The 15,967-nt window shown below is 42.9% G+C and carries 15 protein-coding genes; 5 read left to right on the forward strand and 10 right to left on the reverse strand.

Annotated features, from left to right (window positions below):
* Positions 1-12: 12 nt before the first annotated feature.
* The 6 genes from paaD to IOC57_RS02225 form a co-directional block, all read right to left on the reverse strand.
* Positions 13-510 carry a 1,2-phenylacetyl-CoA epoxidase subunit PaaD gene (gene paaD / locus IOC57_RS02200; protein WP_207437213.1) on the reverse strand — a complete coding sequence of 166 codons (498 nt, stop codon included), beginning with the start codon at positions 508-510 and terminating at the stop codon, positions 13-15.
* A gap of 24 nt (positions 511-534) precedes the next feature.
* On the reverse strand, positions 535-1,335 hold the full coding sequence (gene paaC / locus IOC57_RS02205; protein ID WP_207437214.1) for a 1,2-phenylacetyl-CoA epoxidase subunit PaaC: 801 nt from the start codon (positions 1,333-1,335) through the stop codon (positions 535-537).
* On the reverse strand, positions 1,325-1,684 hold the full coding sequence (gene paaB / locus IOC57_RS02210; RefSeq protein ID WP_207437215.1) for a 1,2-phenylacetyl-CoA epoxidase subunit PaaB: 360 nt from the start codon (positions 1,682-1,684) through the stop codon (positions 1,325-1,327). The genes paaC and paaB overlap by 11 nt, the downstream gene beginning before the upstream one ends.
* A 19-nt stretch (positions 1,685-1,703) precedes the next feature.
* Positions 1,704-2,660 carry a 1,2-phenylacetyl-CoA epoxidase subunit PaaA gene (gene paaA / locus IOC57_RS02215; protein ID WP_207437216.1) on the reverse strand — a complete coding sequence of 319 codons (957 nt, stop codon included), beginning with the start codon at positions 2,658-2,660 and terminating at the stop codon, positions 1,704-1,706.
* Positions 2,661-2,788: 128 nt separating this feature from the next.
* Positions 2,789-3,028 (reverse strand): ferredoxin, encoded by a 240-nt coding sequence (locus IOC57_RS02220; protein ID WP_207437217.1) that lies wholly within the window; start codon positions 3,026-3,028, stop codon positions 2,789-2,791.
* Between the two features lie 214 nt (positions 3,029-3,242).
* Positions 3,243-4,571 (reverse strand): phenylacetate--CoA ligase family protein, encoded by a 1,329-nt coding sequence (locus tag IOC57_RS02225; protein ID WP_207437218.1) that lies wholly within the window; start codon positions 4,569-4,571, stop codon positions 3,243-3,245.
* A gap of 272 nt (positions 4,572-4,843) precedes the next feature.
* Here IOC57_RS02225 and IOC57_RS02230 point away from each other — a divergent pair, with 272 nt between their 5' ends.
* The 3 genes from IOC57_RS02230 to IOC57_RS02240 are packed head-to-tail and all read left to right on the forward strand — an operon-like array spanning position 4,844 to position 7,206.
* Positions 4,844-5,197, forward strand: coding sequence for a DUF485 domain-containing protein (locus tag IOC57_RS02230; protein WP_207437219.1), 354 nt, complete (start codon positions 4,844-4,846; stop codon positions 5,195-5,197).
* Positions 5,194-6,744, forward strand: coding sequence for a solute symporter family protein (locus IOC57_RS02235; RefSeq protein WP_207437220.1), 1,551 nt, complete (start codon positions 5,194-5,196; stop codon positions 6,742-6,744). The genes IOC57_RS02230 and IOC57_RS02235 overlap by 4 nt, the downstream gene beginning before the upstream one ends.
* A 15-nt stretch (positions 6,745-6,759) precedes the next feature.
* Positions 6,760-7,206 carry a PaaI family thioesterase gene (locus IOC57_RS02240; protein ID WP_207437221.1) on the forward strand — a complete coding sequence of 149 codons (447 nt, stop codon included), beginning with the start codon at positions 6,760-6,762 and terminating at the stop codon, positions 7,204-7,206.
* A 149-nt stretch (positions 7,207-7,355) separates the two neighbouring features.
* Here the strand turns inward: IOC57_RS02240 and IOC57_RS02245 are convergent, their stop codons facing one another.
* The 4 genes from IOC57_RS02245 to IOC57_RS02260 form a co-directional block, all read right to left on the reverse strand.
* Positions 7,356-8,735: an allantoinase gene (locus IOC57_RS02245; RefSeq protein WP_207437222.1), complete on the reverse strand. Its 1,380-nt coding sequence runs from the start codon at positions 8,733-8,735 to the stop codon at positions 7,356-7,358.
* A 30-nt stretch (positions 8,736-8,765) separates the two neighbouring features.
* The gene (locus IOC57_RS02250; protein ID WP_207437223.1) at positions 8,766-10,028 is read right to left on the reverse strand and encodes a pyridoxal-phosphate-dependent aminotransferase family protein; all 1,263 of its coding nucleotides are present in this window, start codon (positions 10,026-10,028) and stop codon (positions 8,766-8,768) included.
* Positions 10,029-10,042: 14 nt separating this feature from the next.
* Entirely contained in the window at positions 10,043-11,290 is a 1,248-nt protein-coding gene (gene allC, locus IOC57_RS02255; RefSeq protein ID WP_207437224.1) for an allantoate deiminase, read from the reverse strand.
* A 198-nt stretch (positions 11,291-11,488) separates the two neighbouring features.
* The gene (locus tag IOC57_RS02260) at positions 11,489-12,544 is read right to left on the reverse strand and encodes a Rieske 2Fe-2S domain-containing protein (RefSeq protein WP_207437225.1); all 1,056 of its coding nucleotides are present in this window, start codon (positions 12,542-12,544) and stop codon (positions 11,489-11,491) included.
* Between the two features lie 307 nt (positions 12,545-12,851).
* On the opposite strand from IOC57_RS02260, the gene IOC57_RS02265 reads away from it, so the two are divergent.
* Both IOC57_RS02265 and IOC57_RS02270 read left to right on the forward strand, forming a co-directional pair.
* The gene (locus tag IOC57_RS02265) at positions 12,852-14,468 is read left to right on the forward strand and encodes a PucR family transcriptional regulator (protein ID WP_207437226.1); all 1,617 of its coding nucleotides are present in this window, start codon (positions 12,852-12,854) and stop codon (positions 14,466-14,468) included.
* 161 nt (positions 14,469-14,629) lie between these two features.
* The gene (locus tag IOC57_RS02270; RefSeq protein ID WP_207437227.1) at positions 14,630-15,952 is read left to right on the forward strand and encodes a nucleobase:cation symporter-2 family protein; all 1,323 of its coding nucleotides are present in this window, start codon (positions 14,630-14,632) and stop codon (positions 15,950-15,952) included.
* Positions 15,953-15,967: the final 15 nt, after the last annotated feature.

Genomic DNA, 15,967 nt, shown 5'->3' on the forward strand with positions numbered 1-15,967 from the left:
CTCCAGTTTTCATTAGATAATTTTTATCATAGGTTTCATCGCTTCGAACGGATTTTTGCATGCTTTACAATATAAAATGCTGCGGCAGGCCGTTGGACCGAAGATATTTTCCATCGTGACATATGTCGATTCACAATATGGGCAATCCACATGCCATGATCCATCACTTTTCATTTGTCGAGGAGGAGGGGAAATTCCAAAAACCTTCAATCCAGCTTTCCCCTTTTCGGTAATTCGATCAGATGTCCAGGAAGGGGAACGTAAAAATTCCACACTTACATTTTTTATGGAAGGCAGCTGTCGAAGGGCTGTTTCCACATTTTTTTGAATGATCGACAATGCCGGGCATCCAAGAAAAGTTGGCAGCATTTTTACCGAAACGTCATGGCCCGAAAACGTCACGTCTTCAACCATCCCTAAATCCAGGATACTCACTGTATCGATTTCTGGATCTTTAACGTCTTCCAGGAGTTTATATATTTCTTCTGTGTTCAACTGTATGGTCGACATGGTACCCCTCCCCTTTCTATTGATTCACCATGAAGCTGCTTTATCGGATGCGTACACTTCACTTAGGGTTTCTAACGCCTTTTCCAAATCTTCCGTATGCTGGCCATTTCGACCATCACCTCTTGCCATTCCTATTTCAATAGTTGTTGTCAAGCCAACACTTTCAAAAATTGGGGTGATAGCCTCGATCCATTTTCTTTGTAAGTCAGTTTCTCCCTCTATCAAGCCGAGCTCAACCATTTCCTCTCCATATTGGCCCAGTGAAAATACGCCAGCAAAATCCGGCATTGTTTTCCCAATCGCCGCTTTCATTCTCGAAACCGCTTCCAAATGACCAGATCCCAGCAATTGGACGAACCATGTTTTCCAGTGCATCAAATGATAGTACAGTTCCATTTGTACCTTTTGTGCCACTTCCGCAAGCGGTTCATATGAACATGAATGAAGGGATTGAACTTTAACCGCTTTGGCTTGGGTATAAAAATAATTCCGCACTACCGCAAACGCCCAATCATAATCCGGGTCTTTCATATAGTAACCAGGACCATTGACCAATTCGAGAATGATTGCATTGCGCCGTTCCTTGGCTGGACGGTCGTGAGCAAGCTTATCAGCATCCCCTTCACCGAGTTCATCTAGTAACTTATAATATATGGCTGCATGCCCCATCGTGTCTTGAGATATCGAAGCGGATGAAACATCTTCTTCGATATGCGGTGCGAGTCCAAGCCATTCTGCACCACGGTAAGAATGGATGAAGTCATCATCCGCCAGTTGAAGCAGCAATTCCTTGATTGCGATGTTCTTCAATGATTCACTCTTCATTTTTCACACCTCCCGCCCAAGACATTATCTCTTTTTCATCGAGCATTCCTTGCTCATACTTCCGCCATTTTTTCTTTAAATACCCGTACCCTTTCGTGGTCCTGTAATCTTTATTATCAATACGTTGAAGCGTTTTCTTTTCCTCGGCCGTCATTTTCCGTATATTCTGTCTTTTTATGACCCAGATATCATCAACCGATTCACGTCTCATGAAGTTTTCTTGTGCCATCATGATGGCAATATCCTCATTAGGGGCCAGCAGGCTAAAATGATATTGAACGGGTGAAGTTTGCGTTTTACGGCTAAACACTTCAAATTCTTCAAAGTAATTTTCTTGTCTAGTTTTCATATCGTCCTTCCCCCCTCCCTTAGATGACCTTTGGCGCTAACGCCTCACGTACCCATTTATTATTTTCATAAGAAGTTCTTCGAAGACTTAAGCGATCCTGCGAACAGGGCCCTTCATTCCTTGCGATGATTTTCAATTTTCCCCAATCGGGTTGTTGGTAAATCCATGTTTCAGATTCTTTATCAAATCTAAGCGTTTCATCTGGAATGGTAAAACCGAGTGAAAGGATTCGCTTCACATATTTAGACAAAAAGCCCTGGCGAAGCTCTTCATTGGTACTGGTTCTGATTCTGTACTTTATCGTTACATCCTGTTTGGATGTTCCCACTTCATTCTTACTGGGAGGTCCAAAGAAAAGTAACAAAGATTCCCACCAATAATTGATGGAGTCCTGAACCAATTTCCTTTGTTCTTCCGTTCCTTCAGCCAAAGCCATGATGATCGCTTCACCATGCTGGGCGTGAAAAACTTCTTCCGCGCAAATCCTCTGTAAAGCTCGGGCATAGGGTCCATATGAAGCACCAAGCATATTCGTTTGGGAAATGATGGCAGCTCCATCAACCAGCCAGCCAATCAATCCTGCATCGCCCCAGGATTTGGCTTCCATATGGAAAACATTATGAAACTTTAAATCTCCTTTAAATAAATCTTGCATAAGATCATCCCGTTTTTTGCTGTACGGCTTTAGCAAATCCTCGGCGACTCGAAGCAATAATTGCCCATGCCCCATTTCATCCTGCACCTTTGCCATGATTCCAAGTTTTCTATTTAAGGTCGGGGCTTTAGGTACCCATTCCTTTTCTGGAAGCGCCCCCATGATTTCACTGATGCCATGCATCGATATTAACTTGATGAGGGTGCCCCGATAATCTTCCGGCATCCAATCATCCGCTTCTATCTTTTTCCCAGCTTCGACTCTGGCAATAAATTGGTTCAGTTTTTCTTGTTCTGCCATATCATTTAAAAGAACGCTCATTCAAATCACCTCTTTTTTATTATATAACGTTTATATAACGTTATTATATTTTACTGTTATATTTATTGCAAGACTATTCCGTCTTTTTTTCGAAATAAAAGGAAATTATCAGGGATTCTACGATTCTTTTATTCAACTAAAACCTTAAACGGCGTACTTTCCACTTTAATTGACTCTGTTGGGCAGCCTTCCATTGCATCATCCAGATCATCAAATAAATCTTCCGCGACCTCTGCAGTTCCTTCATTTTCATCCTGGATGACAAATGCCACTCCCTCATCATTGTAATCAAAGATTTCCGGTGCAGCGGCACCGCACGCACCGCATGCAATGCAAGTTTCTTGATCCACAATTGTATATTTAGCCAAGATGCTTTCCTCCTTCTCTATTTCATGATTGATTCATCTTCTCTTCCATTAATAGATAACCCATAGTTAACCACGATTGCATCCGCCTTATGTAGCGCGTTTTCACAACAATCGTTCGATTCCCTTCAGCTCCGGGTATTTCAGCCAGGACATAAGCAGGCAAATACAGAACGAAAGAATCGCATTTTCAACGCTATCTTCATGGGCACGTAATTTATAAACTTATCACTTCATCCTTCCGTTTATCAACGACACGGATGGCCTTTCCTTCTGAACGAGGAATGCTTTTTGGAATGTTGACAACAATATCCATCGTTACAAGACATGTGGACTTCATATGATGCTGAATCGTTTTCCTTAATATCTCTATATTTCCATGTGTTAAGTCTTCTTCAATCTCTTTATAGAAACCGCTTTCAATTTCGATATGCAGTTCAACACTATCCATTTTCCCCTTCTTAACGAGATGAATCTGATAATGAGGCACGATTCCCTCCATTTGGAATAACACACGCTCAATTTCTGAAGGAAATACATTCACTCCCCTGACTATGATCATATCATCCGTTCTGCCTTTAACTCGGGACATTCTTGTTGTGGTACGTCCGCATTTACACGGTTCATGGGTAATGGAGGCAATATCACCTGTACGATAACGAATGATTGGCAGCGCTTCCTTTGTAAGGCTGGTAAAGACAAGTTCCCCCTCTTCGCCGTCCTCTACTGGTTCAAGCGTATCGGGGTTAATGACCTCAACAAGGAAATGGTCTTCTGCGATATGCAATCCATCCTGCGCTTCACGGCATTCTATCGCAACTCCCGGCCCCATGATTTCACTTAGTCCGTAAATATCGATCGCTTTCAAATTCAGTTTCCTCTCAAGGGTCGCCCTCATTTCCTCTGACCACGGCTCAGCTCCGAAAATCCCATACTCAAGCCCATTATCAGCTGGGTCAATCCCCATCTCTTCCATCTTTTCAGCGATATTCAAAATATAAGAAGGGGTTCCGCAAATGCCGCGCGGTTTAAAATCATTGATGATCGTAATCTGCCTATCGGTATTCCCCCCTGAAATTGGTACGGTGGCAACCCCTAGCTTTTCTGCACCGCAATGGAGACCCAGTCCGCCTGTAAACAGACCATACCCATATGCGTTATGGAAAATATCCGACTTCCGCCCCCCTGCCGCTACAATTCCACGTGCGACGATCGTTGCCCAGTTTTCCAAATCGTTTTTCGTATACCCAACAATGGTAGGCTTTCCACTTGTTCCGGATGAACCATGAATGCGTGTAACATCCTCCATCGGAACAGCGAATAGACCGAATGGATACTGATCACGAAGAGTCTGTTTTTTTGTAAATGGAAGCTTTGTCACATCGCTTAGAGTTTGAATCTCTTCTGGATCAAGGCCCATCTCTTCAAATTTCCCTCTGTAATAAGGTACATTTTCATATACATGGCTTATCGTTTTTTTAAGGCGTGCCATTTGTAAACTTTCCATTTCAGCACGCGTAGCCGTTTCAACTTCCGGATTGTACATTATTTCAGTCCCCCTCATTTGGTCCCATAGGATTCCATTTCGTAACGTTAATTATACGGAAATAAAATTATCGTTATGCTTAATTTCAAGATTAATACGTCATTTATACGTTGTCAATCATGTTTTTTTGAATTCAACAAAAATGACAGAGTAAACAAAAAAAATAAAGTTTTAATTTACTAAATTTTCTGAATATGTTAACTTTAGCATTGATATATCGTTTTATCGAATGTTCGTTTCAAAAACGTTCTATAATAAAAAGGGGGATCATTATGGAAAAACCTGTTAAGGTGAGCCTTTCACCTGAAGGTCATGACAGTGGAAGTAAGTATCGTCAATTAATTGAAACGGAAGAATTCAAGGATCTGCTTCAAAAGAAAAAAGCTTTTATCGTACCTGTCACTCTTTTCTTTCTTGCCTTTTATTTTGTTCTGCCTGTTTTAGCTGCATACACAGAGATACTGAAAGGTGAAGCCTTTCTGAATATTACTTGGGCGTGGGTATATGCACTTCTCCAATTTGCCGTCGTATGGATAGGAGGAATTGTCTATATAAAAAAAGCAACTACGTACGACAGGATGGCTAAGAATATCTTGAATAAATATGAGAAGGAGCTTGGCAAATGAGCATTTTATCCCTTACGCTTTTTTTAGGCATCATTTTGTTAACGCTTACAATAACCTATTACTCTTCAAAAAAAACAAAAAATGCCAGTGATTTTTATACTGCTGGCGGCGGATTGACAGCATGGCAAAATGGATTGGCCGTAGCTGGTGACTTTATGTCAGCCGCTTCTTTCCTGGGAATTACAGGAGCGATCGCGCTTATTGGTTTTGATGGCTTTTATATGAGCATCGGGAACCTTGTTGCCTTTCTTGTCTTATTGTATCTTGTATCGGAACCGCTTCGCAATTTAGGTAAGTTTACGCTGGCAGACATGATATCAGCGCGCTTTAAATCAAAAAAGGTGCGTGGGATAGCTGCGGCTAATACACTTGTCATTTCAATCTTTTACATGATTGCTCAACTTGTTGGTGCAGGAGGATTAATTAAACTGTTGCTCGGCATCGATTATTGGCTATCCGTTCTTCTTGTCGGTGTATTGATGACGATTTATGTAATTTTCGGTGGAATGAGAGCGACAAGCTGGGTACAGATCACCAAAGCGGTTCTTTTACTAGGCGGTTCCGCTGTGTTGACGTTCATCGTATTTTCCCGTTTTAATTTCAACATTTCAGAGATGTTCCATCATGTCCAAACTGCAACACCGCTCGGAAGGGATTTTTTGAATCCCGGAAATAAATACACCGATGGACTGGACATGATTTCATTTAATATGTCGCTTGTCCTTGGTGCAGCGGGCCTTCCGCATTTACTCGTCCGCTTCTTTACAGTAAAGGACGCAGCTACCGCAAGGAAATCCGTCGTATATTCCACATGGTTTATCGGGATATTTTTCATCATGACGATTTTCCTCGGTTTCGGCGCTGCCGCTTTCGTCGGTTTTGACCGGATTGTCGAAGCAAACTCGGCCGGAAACATGGCCGCGCCCCTACTTGCATTAACCGTGGGCGGTGAATTTTTATTCGCTTTCGTATCCGCTGTGGCATTTGCCACGATATTAGCGGTTGTATCCGGACTTGTTTTAACGTCGGCATCCGCTTTTGCACATGACATATACGGGGAAATCATCAAGGACGGGAACATTACGGAAAAACAGCAAATTCTCGTTGCCCGAATGGCTTCGGTCGGCGTAGCGGTCATTTCGATTTTACTTGCTTTATTTGCACAATCATTGAATGTCGCTTTTCTTTCAGTCCTTGCGCTTGGAATTGCCGCCAGTGCCAATTTACCGATCATCCTTTGTACAATATATTGGAAACGTTTCAACGCAACCGGAGCGATCACAGGAATGTTATTCGGGTTACTCAGCTCCATCATACTGGTCATGCTCAGTCCTAATGTGTGGAATCCGGAACCTGGAATGGGTATTTTCACAGGCAATCCCCTCTTCACTATGAGCAACCCGACCATTTTCACCGTACCACTCGGCTTTATGGGAGCCTATTTAGGTACAATCTTGTCAAAGGCAAAAAATGAGGAAAACAGTTTTCCTGAAGTACTGTTCAAATCTAACACCGGATATGGGATAAGTTCAGCAAAAGACCATTAAAGAAAGGGGATTTCCATGACCACATATTTAGATCAGGATATTCACGAATTGCATTATGACCAAATCAAACAAGCTCTGGCCGACGAACCATACGCTTCTTTTCTCGGGATGAAATTGACGAAACTCGGTCCCGGTACAGCGGAAGCAGAATTGATTCCAAGTGACCACATGCTTAATGCACACGGAACGGTTCACGGTGCCATTATCTTTTCACTTGCTGATTACGTGTTCGCAGCAGCCAGCAACTCATATGGCAAAATAGCGGTTGGCGTTTCAAACAACATCAATTTCTTATCAGCCGGTAAACAGGGGGAGACTTTAACTGCTAGAGCGCAAGAGATAAAGAAAAACCATAAACTTGCATGGTATAAAATAGATGTGTTAAATGAAAGGGAATTGATCGCAACCATGGAAGCGATGGTATTCAGGAAAAATCAATATTTCGTCGACCTAGTTGAATAATTATCATTTGAAACCGGACAAGCAATCCACTTGTCCGGTTTCTTTTCCCCTTGATTTGCCCATGAATACATAAGCAGAGCTGATAATAAAGGGGGATTCCCGATTCAGAATCCCCCTCCCTTTAAATTGCCCCGAACCTTATTTGAAAATTAGCTATTGACCTGAATACTGGAATCTATTACTTTTAACCACTCCCCACGCTTCCTATCACTTATTACATCAGTCTGATAAACTATTTTCCCTCTATTAATGGTAGCCGTGATTTGGCAAGGAAAGGTATGGCCCATATAAATGCTTTGCTTATGTTTCGCGAAAAAATTCGTTTCCGAAGCTTCATGCTTACCATTAAGGGAAACGATAGCAAGGTCCGCATCCTTCCCTTCCTTAACTTGTCCTTTTCTAGAAGAGAGACCGAATCTTTCAGCCGGGGCTGAAGCTGTCCACTCAGCGACTTTATGAAGCGGGATACCGTGTAAAACAGCCAATTCAATCATCGACATCAATGAAAATTGTCCCCCACTTATTCCCCCCCACGCTTCAAAAATATTATGTATGGCAGGATCTTTCAGCTCATAAGGGCATGGTGAGTGGTCGGAAGAAATCATATCGAATTTCCCTTCCATTAAACAGGTAATCAATCTTTCTTGTTCTTCTCTTTCCCTTAGCGGGGGAGCACATTTTGCAACCGCGCCTTTTTCTATTAAATCATCCTGATTGAATAATAAATAATGCGGACACGTCTCAACCGTCACATCCAGCCCCTTTTGTTTGGCCGATTCAATTTTTTCGACAGCCAAGGCACTGCTAATATGGACAAAGTGCAGCGGACAGCCTGTTAACTCTGCATATGTAATAGCACGCCCCACAGCCTCCGCTTCCGCTTGTACAGGTCTTGTAGCTGCATAATCATTCGCACTGAATAGTCCATTCTTCTCTTTTTCCTGTTTAAACCACTGAGTGATCGGATCACTTTCCGCATGAAGGGCCAAGACCTTGCCCAATTCTGCAATTTTCTTCATTCCATGTAAAAGGGTGAAATCATCCGCTCGTTCAAACTCCTCATTTCCCGTCGCTGAGAGAAATGCTTTAAATCCAATGACTCCGGATTTAGCGAGATCCTCCAAATCAGCGATATTTCCAGGGACCAGTCCCCCCCATAACCCAAAGTCTATAACCGACTTCATCTCACCGATCTTGCCCTTTTCAAGGAGAGCCTTTCGATCGATGGTTGAAGGGATTCCATTCAATGGCATATCGAAATATGTGGTGCATCCCCCCGCTGCCATCATTTGCGATCCCGTTTCAAAGCCTTCCCAATGAGCGCGGCCAGGTTCGCTAAAATGCACATGGACATCAATCATACCAGGAAAGATATGCTGGCCACCTGCTTCATATTCTACATCCGCTTTACCATCCAGGCGATCCCCAATCTTAACAATCACCCCATCTTGGATGGCAAGATCAGCTTTCTTCACTTCATCAGGAAAAACTACATATCCATTGCGGATAATAAGATCATAAATTGACATACGGACCACTCCTCCAAAATAGTTTTTTAATCAAAAAGATTCCCTAGATGCAACCACATTCCCCGTCTTTCCCATATATACATTTAGTGCTGCCTGTAAGGCCTCTCCCCGATTGACTTGGAACCCCTGGCGCAAAAGGACAGCTTCCAAGGAGGCCAATACAAAGAGGATGTTTTCTTTCCTGCAACTAAATCCCATGGTCCCAATTCTCCAGATTTTTCCGTGAAGTGGGCCAAACGAGGACGCAATCTCGATACTGAATTCATTCAACAGCATCGCCCTTACAGCTTCACCGTCGATTCCTTTTGGAATTTCGATGCAAGTTACACATGGAAGTTTGTTTTTCCCATCTCCGAATAACGACAGTCCCATCGCCTTGATGCCTTCAACGAGAGCAGCTCCGTGGAGTTCATGACGGGCAAAGCGCGTTTCCAGACCTTCTTCAAGAACAAGGCGCAACCCTTCACGCAACGCATAAATCATCGAAGTAGCTTCTGTATGGTGATTCAAGCGGCGCGGCCCCCAATAATCCTGCAGCATACTTAAATCGAAATAATTACTGGTGATCGGACGGCGGGGCGAAACCTTTTGGTTGTCTTCATCCGTCGCAATACCACGTTCCACCTTTTTGCGGGACTGGATGATTTCTTCTATTCGCTCATTATACGTAATCGGTGCCATACCTGAAGGAACGGACAAACACTTTTGTGTCCCCCCTACCAATCCATCAATACACCATTCATCCACCTTAACATCGGTGCCACCGATGGAGGCAACCGCATCCACCACAAGCAGGACACCCAATTCACGGCAGGCCAACCCAATTTCCTTCAAGGGCTGCATACACCCAGTGGAAGTTTCCCCATGGACGATTGCTGTTATTTTAGGTGAGACTTTCTTGATTTCCGCGATGACAGCTTGCGGTTCGAACACCTCTCCCCAAGGACATTCCATCGTATGGACTTCAGCTCCGTATCGCTCACAAATTTCCACCAACAAATGACCGAACCTTCCGAATATGGGAACCAGGACCTTATCTCCCGGCTCAATGATGCTGCATAGAATCGCTTCATTACCCGATCTTGAGGTGCCATCTATCGGGAACGCCCATTTATTTTTCGTTTGAAAAACCGAACGCAGCATTTCCATCACTTCGTTCATGATAGTAGTGAATGCAGGATCGAATTGCCCTAATATCGGTGTGCTCATCGCCCTTAAAACACGCGGGTCCACTTCGACCGGTCCTGGTGTCATGATTGTTCTCATCGGGGCATTCAATTCTGAATATGCCATTTTACCCAACTCCTTTAATAGGCTAATTTATATAATATTTCACTTAAAACGTCGATTCCCTTTTCCATATCCCCAACACTCGTAAACTCCTTGGGAGAATGGCTGATTCCCCCCTCACTCGGAACGAACAGCAGGCAAGTCGGACAAAACGAACCGAACACCTGTGCATCATGCCCGGCTCCGCTGATCATATCTTGGTAAGGTATATTTTTATCTTCAGCTATCTTTCGGACAAGGCGATTCATATCCAGATCCATCGCAACAGGTTTGACATCCATCCATTGTGAAACCTCCAGTTTCATTTCAACTTCTTTTGCCAAGGAATCGAAAGTCGAAAAGATTTCCTTACAAAACCTTTCCAGAACCACTTCCTCGTGGTGCCTTATATCGAGACTGAGTTCCACTTCACCAGCAATGACATTCGGAACATTAGGTTTGACATCCATTCTTCCAACCGTCGCAACTAGACCCGGGTCCATGCTCTTCGCTTTTTTCGTTAAAAAAGAGATGAATTCCGATGCAAAACCTACTGCATCCTTCCTATATGACATCGGAGTGGTGCCCGCATGATTACTCTCCCCAATGATTTTCACCGTATAACGGCGCTGCCCCACAATATGGCTGACAACCCCAATTGTATTCTCATTCTTTTCAAGTACCATCCCCTGTTCTATATGAATTTCGACGAACCGGTCAATATCATCGCGGACCGGGGTTTTATAGGTTTCAGGTTCAAACCCTGATTTTTTCATGGCTTCCAAAAAAGGAATTCCTTCTGTATCTTTTAAATCCCTGACATGCTCAAGACCATAGACGCCCTTAATATTCCTCGACCCCCAAAACGTTAAGGGAAATCTGCTTCCTTCCTCCTCGCAAAAGGAAACGACTTCAATCGTCTTTCGCGGCGCCCCATGCGCTTTATACAACCTCTTAACTGCGAGGAAACTGGCAATGACCCCATATGCGCCGTCATATTTCCCCCCATCCTTGACCGTGTCTATATGAGAACCGGTCAGAATGGTTCCACCGGAGGGATCTGTTCCCTCAAGCCTTCCAAACAAGTTGCCTACACTATCAAAATATGTAAGAAGGTTTTCTTTTTCCATCTCGGCTTTCATTGCCTGCTGAGCGCTCATCCATTCCTTGGAATATAATAACCGGGTCACCCCATTACTCTCCGTTGCCCCGAAAGTTGCTAACCATTCAATCATCGACGCAACATCATCCTTTTCATCTATGAATTTTTCGATTTGAATGCCCATCACATCGCTTCCCTTCTCAATATCCATTCATGTTATGAATATTCACAAATTTATGTTATCTATTATTTTACTTACTTTAGCATCTAACTTCATTGACAATTCTGTTAGTAATTTGATGATTTTTTGTGCAAAATAACCAACTGAAAGCAAACCAATAAAAGAAGAGAGTGCCCATTTAACAGGGACACCCTCTTTTTGTCAGCTTGTATAATTCGAACCTAAGCCCAATTCCCTTAATAGCTGACGATAAGCGATCGACGTCTTATCTGCTGCGATATGTGCTTCCGCTTGCAAATCGAGAGGCAGCTCCTCCGGCTTTTGATTTTCCACCATTTCCTTATCTTCATTGAAAATCTGCAGGTTGAATTCATAGGTATCTTCAATCGGGGCATCTAAATCAAAGTTACGGGCCATCGGCGAAAACATTCTTGTCTTCCGTGCAGAAACTGGACTGGCACAGTTCAGGATATGAAGTTTTCCATCCTCCGGAAAATGGACAGTAAGTCTGGCCGCAAGCGGCGGATAGATATCAAAAACACGCAGCCACTCAAAGTTGGCAGGTTCTAAATGCCGCATGCCTTTTCCGTAATTACTGACGGAACTTAAGTATTCCACATGCAGGCCATACTCCGTTTTTTCCACCTTATAACTAGGAACGATAGGGTTGTTACGATCAGCGAAGCTTTCCGAATGAACCCAAGCAAAGTGGGACACATCCAGAAAACCTTCCATCTGCCTACCGGCTGAACCGGCAATTTCTATGGACGGCGGCAGGATGTTCAAATATTCCTCATCATCCCAGGCAGGTAATTTCGGAATATCCTCTTTATCGCTCGCAATCGATGTCCAAATCAAACCGTAGCGTTCTACCGCAGGATAAATATTAATGCAAAGGCGCGGGGATATTTTAGCATTGGGATGTGCGGGAATCCCCGTACAATTCCCTTCAGGTCCATATCTAAAACCGTGATAAGGGCATACGATATCATCACCTTCCACCCACCCCATGCTTAATGGCACACCGCGATGCAGACAAAGGTCCCTTGCAACGATAATTCTTCCATTGGCCCGATAAAGAACAAGGTGTACATCCAAAAGTTTAATACCTATCGGTTTTTCCGATACTTCCTCGACGGCAGCCACAGGGAACCAGTATTGAGATAATATATCCCAGTCCTCTTTACTGAATGTACATTCTTTAGGAAACGGCGTGACTCTTTTTTTCTTACTTGAAGCAACTGTGCCTTCGCTCATTTTATCGTCTCCCTTATCCTTATGTTATTTTTATAAATATTAACAAAATTAAGATAATATGTCACCTTCAATGTTATAAAACCTAACACAAAAAACCACCTTTTAATTTATACCCATAATCAAAACACTAAAACTTGTAGGATATACCAAAGGGTTTGTATGATATGATAATGAAAATCCGCAAAGCAACTATTAAACGGAGGGATTCGGATAAATATCAGTATCACTCACTATCAAAACGAATTCAATTTTCCCGTATGTATAAAATCACACTCCATACTCTATTTTTTAAAATGAGGTGTTTCAGATGAAGGTAAGCGAGCTTTTAACATTGCCGGCATTAACCGGCATGCATTTAATTGCCGGAGGTACAGGGATCGAAAGGGAAGTCCGCACAGTAAATATGATGGACGCTCCAGATATCATCAACTTTTTAAAACCAAATGAATTCCTTGTAACCACGGCTTATCACATAAAAGACAAGCCACAACTCTTGTCATCACTCGTCGAAGCGATGGCAAAACAAGACTGCGCAGCCCTAGGGATTAAGACAAGGAGGTACCTAAAAGAAATACCGGCGGAAGCACTGGCTCTCGCCAATGATTTTTCCTTTCCAATCATTGAACTCCCGGCAGAATTGTCACTCGGGGAAATCATCAACCATACATTACGGGGGATTTTGGATCAACGTGCAGCGGAATTGACTTTTGCCATGGAAACACATAAGCAATTCACCAACTTAATCATGCGGGGTAAAGGGATTCAAAGACTGCTTGATCATTTATCGGATATGATTGGATATCCCATCTTATTAGTTGACCAGTACCTAAAACCGATATTTCATCCAATCTCAACATCCGGAATTATTCCAATAATCAAAAAAATGAGCGAAGAGGGATTTCGATTCCATAAAACCAAAACTTCATTCTTTTCATTTTCATCCCTTTCCAATAAACAGCCCTATACCGTTTTCCCCATCTATATGAATGAAGAAAAATTTGGTTATTTGACAATATCGGGAGAAATTAAGACTAGCGATCACCTCATGACATTGACGATAGAACAGGCGACTAATGTCATTTCTTTTGCCCTGATGAAAGAACATGCACTTAAACAGCATGATCGGAATATCCGAAATGATTTCTTCCTTCATTTTCTGGATGGCAGTTTCTCCTCACAGGAGGAAATCATAAACCGAGCAAAAGAGTTTTCCTTACGCAATGAACAAACCTATATATGTGCAGTTGGAAAGATGGATGAATCCGAATCGGACATAAGTTACACACAGCTGCAACGAAGGGCTGATTCGATATACGAGTTTTTGGAAGATGAACTTCACCTATCACCTAATCCCATTCATCTCTTTACAAAAGGCAAGAAATGCATTCTATTATACGAAGTGAATGAAGTTTCTGCCGATGCTCTCCAAACCGTCGAAACCTCGCTAAAATCATTGCAAAGGATAACGGCAAGCCAGTTCGACTGCACGATTTCTTTCGGAGTGAGCCATATGAGCCCAAGTTTTTTACAGACCAAGAACTCTTACAAAGAAGCGAACGACTCCCTTCTCGAAGGAGGTCTTTCCAAAAGGACCGAATACATCCAAATATTCCGGACAAAGGATATTATGGAGTTATTGAGGATCATCCCCGAAGAAGACCTAATGAATTTTCACCATTTTGCACTACAGGGGTTTTCAAAGATTTTCACCGATGAGGAACAAACCTTATTACAGACATTATCCGTCTATCTCGAAACGCATTGCCAAATATCCGAAACTGCCAAAAGATTATTCGTTCATCGGAACACCGTTGTATACAGACTCGAGAAATGTGAAGAAATGCTCGGCAAGAGCTTAAAAGATTCAGAGACCACACTCCAGATACGCCTTGCCCTTCGCATCAAATCCTTACTTAATATATAAAACACAAGTCTCCCTTCGCTTTATGCAAGTTGTCTATATCCGTAACCAAAAATTGTCTAATCTAACTAATGACAATTTTCTGTTTTTTTATTATGATGATATTATTCATAACAAAATCACGTGATATAAAATGACATGCCATTAGAGAAGGGAGTTTTTTTATGAATGAAAGAATTAACAAGTCCAAGGCCTTCTCGTTAGGTCTTCAGCACGTTCTTGCCATGTATGCTGGTGCCATCTTGGTGCCGATCATAGTCGGCGGGGCATTGGGATTCAATTCCCAACAGCTCGCCTACCTTATTGCCATTGATCTATTGACATGCGGGATCGCTACATTATTGCAATCTTGGAAAAATAAATACTTTGGCATTGGCCTCCCGATTGTTTTGGGAACTTCTTTCGTCGCAGTCACCCCCATGATATCCATTGGCAGTAATTATGGCATTTCCGCTATCTATGGATCAATTATCGCCGCTGGATTATTCATCATTTTTTTCTCCAACATATTTGCTAAACTGCTTAAATTATTTCCACCTGTCGTGACCGGGACCGTCGTCATCATCATTGGATTATCCTTAGTACCCACCGGCATAAGGAATATGGCTGGCGGATCCGGCAGTAAAGACTTTGGCTCAGCCGAGAACTTGATGCTTTCTTTAGGAGTCCTCGCTGTTATTCTGATTATCAATCGATGCTTCACTGGATTCATTCGTTCCATTTCCGTTCTGATCGGCATCATAGCAGGAACGATCGCTTCGACATTTTTTGGGAAAATGGACTTTTCAGCTGTTGTGGGGGCTTCTTGGTTCCATATCCCTGCTCCTTTTTACTTTGGTACACCCAGCTTTGAAATAGCACCCATACTTACGATGATGTTGGTTGGCACAGTCATCCTGGTCGAATCCACTGGCGCATTCCTTGCTCTCGGAAAAATAACCGACAGGGAATTGAGTGAAAAAGATATTGTCAAAGGCTACCGGGCAGAAGGTCTGGCATTCACTTTAGGCGGGATTTTCAATGCCTTTCCTTATAGTACATTCGCCCAGAATGTAGGCCTCGTTCAATTATCCGGTGTGAAAAAAAGAACGATCACCATTGTAGCCGGCTTCATTTTAATCGGGCTTGGACTTGTGCCGAAAATCGCAGCACTCGCTACACTGATTCCTACTGCCGTCCTCGGGGGTGCTACCGTAGTCATGTTCGGAATGGTCGTTTCATCGGGAATTAAAATGTTGAATGACGTCGATTTCTCGGATAATGCTAATTTATTGGTCATTGCTTGTTCAGTCTCACTCGGACTGGGCGCCACCGTCGTTCCCGAATTATTCTCAAGCCTGCCTGAAGCAATCCGTATCGTTGTCGGCGATGGAATCATTACAGGAAGCCTGACAGCCATCATCCTGAATGTGATCTTGTCTCCGCAAAGGAAAGAAGCAGATAGTACCATTCCTGATACAGATCAGTTAATGGCAAAAAGTATATAAGAAGGAGCCTTTAGA

Source organism: Bacillus sp. SD075 (genome assembly GCF_017355165.1).
In the GTDB taxonomy this organism is placed as follows: Bacteria; Bacillota; Bacilli; order Bacillales; family DSM-1321; genus Peribacillus.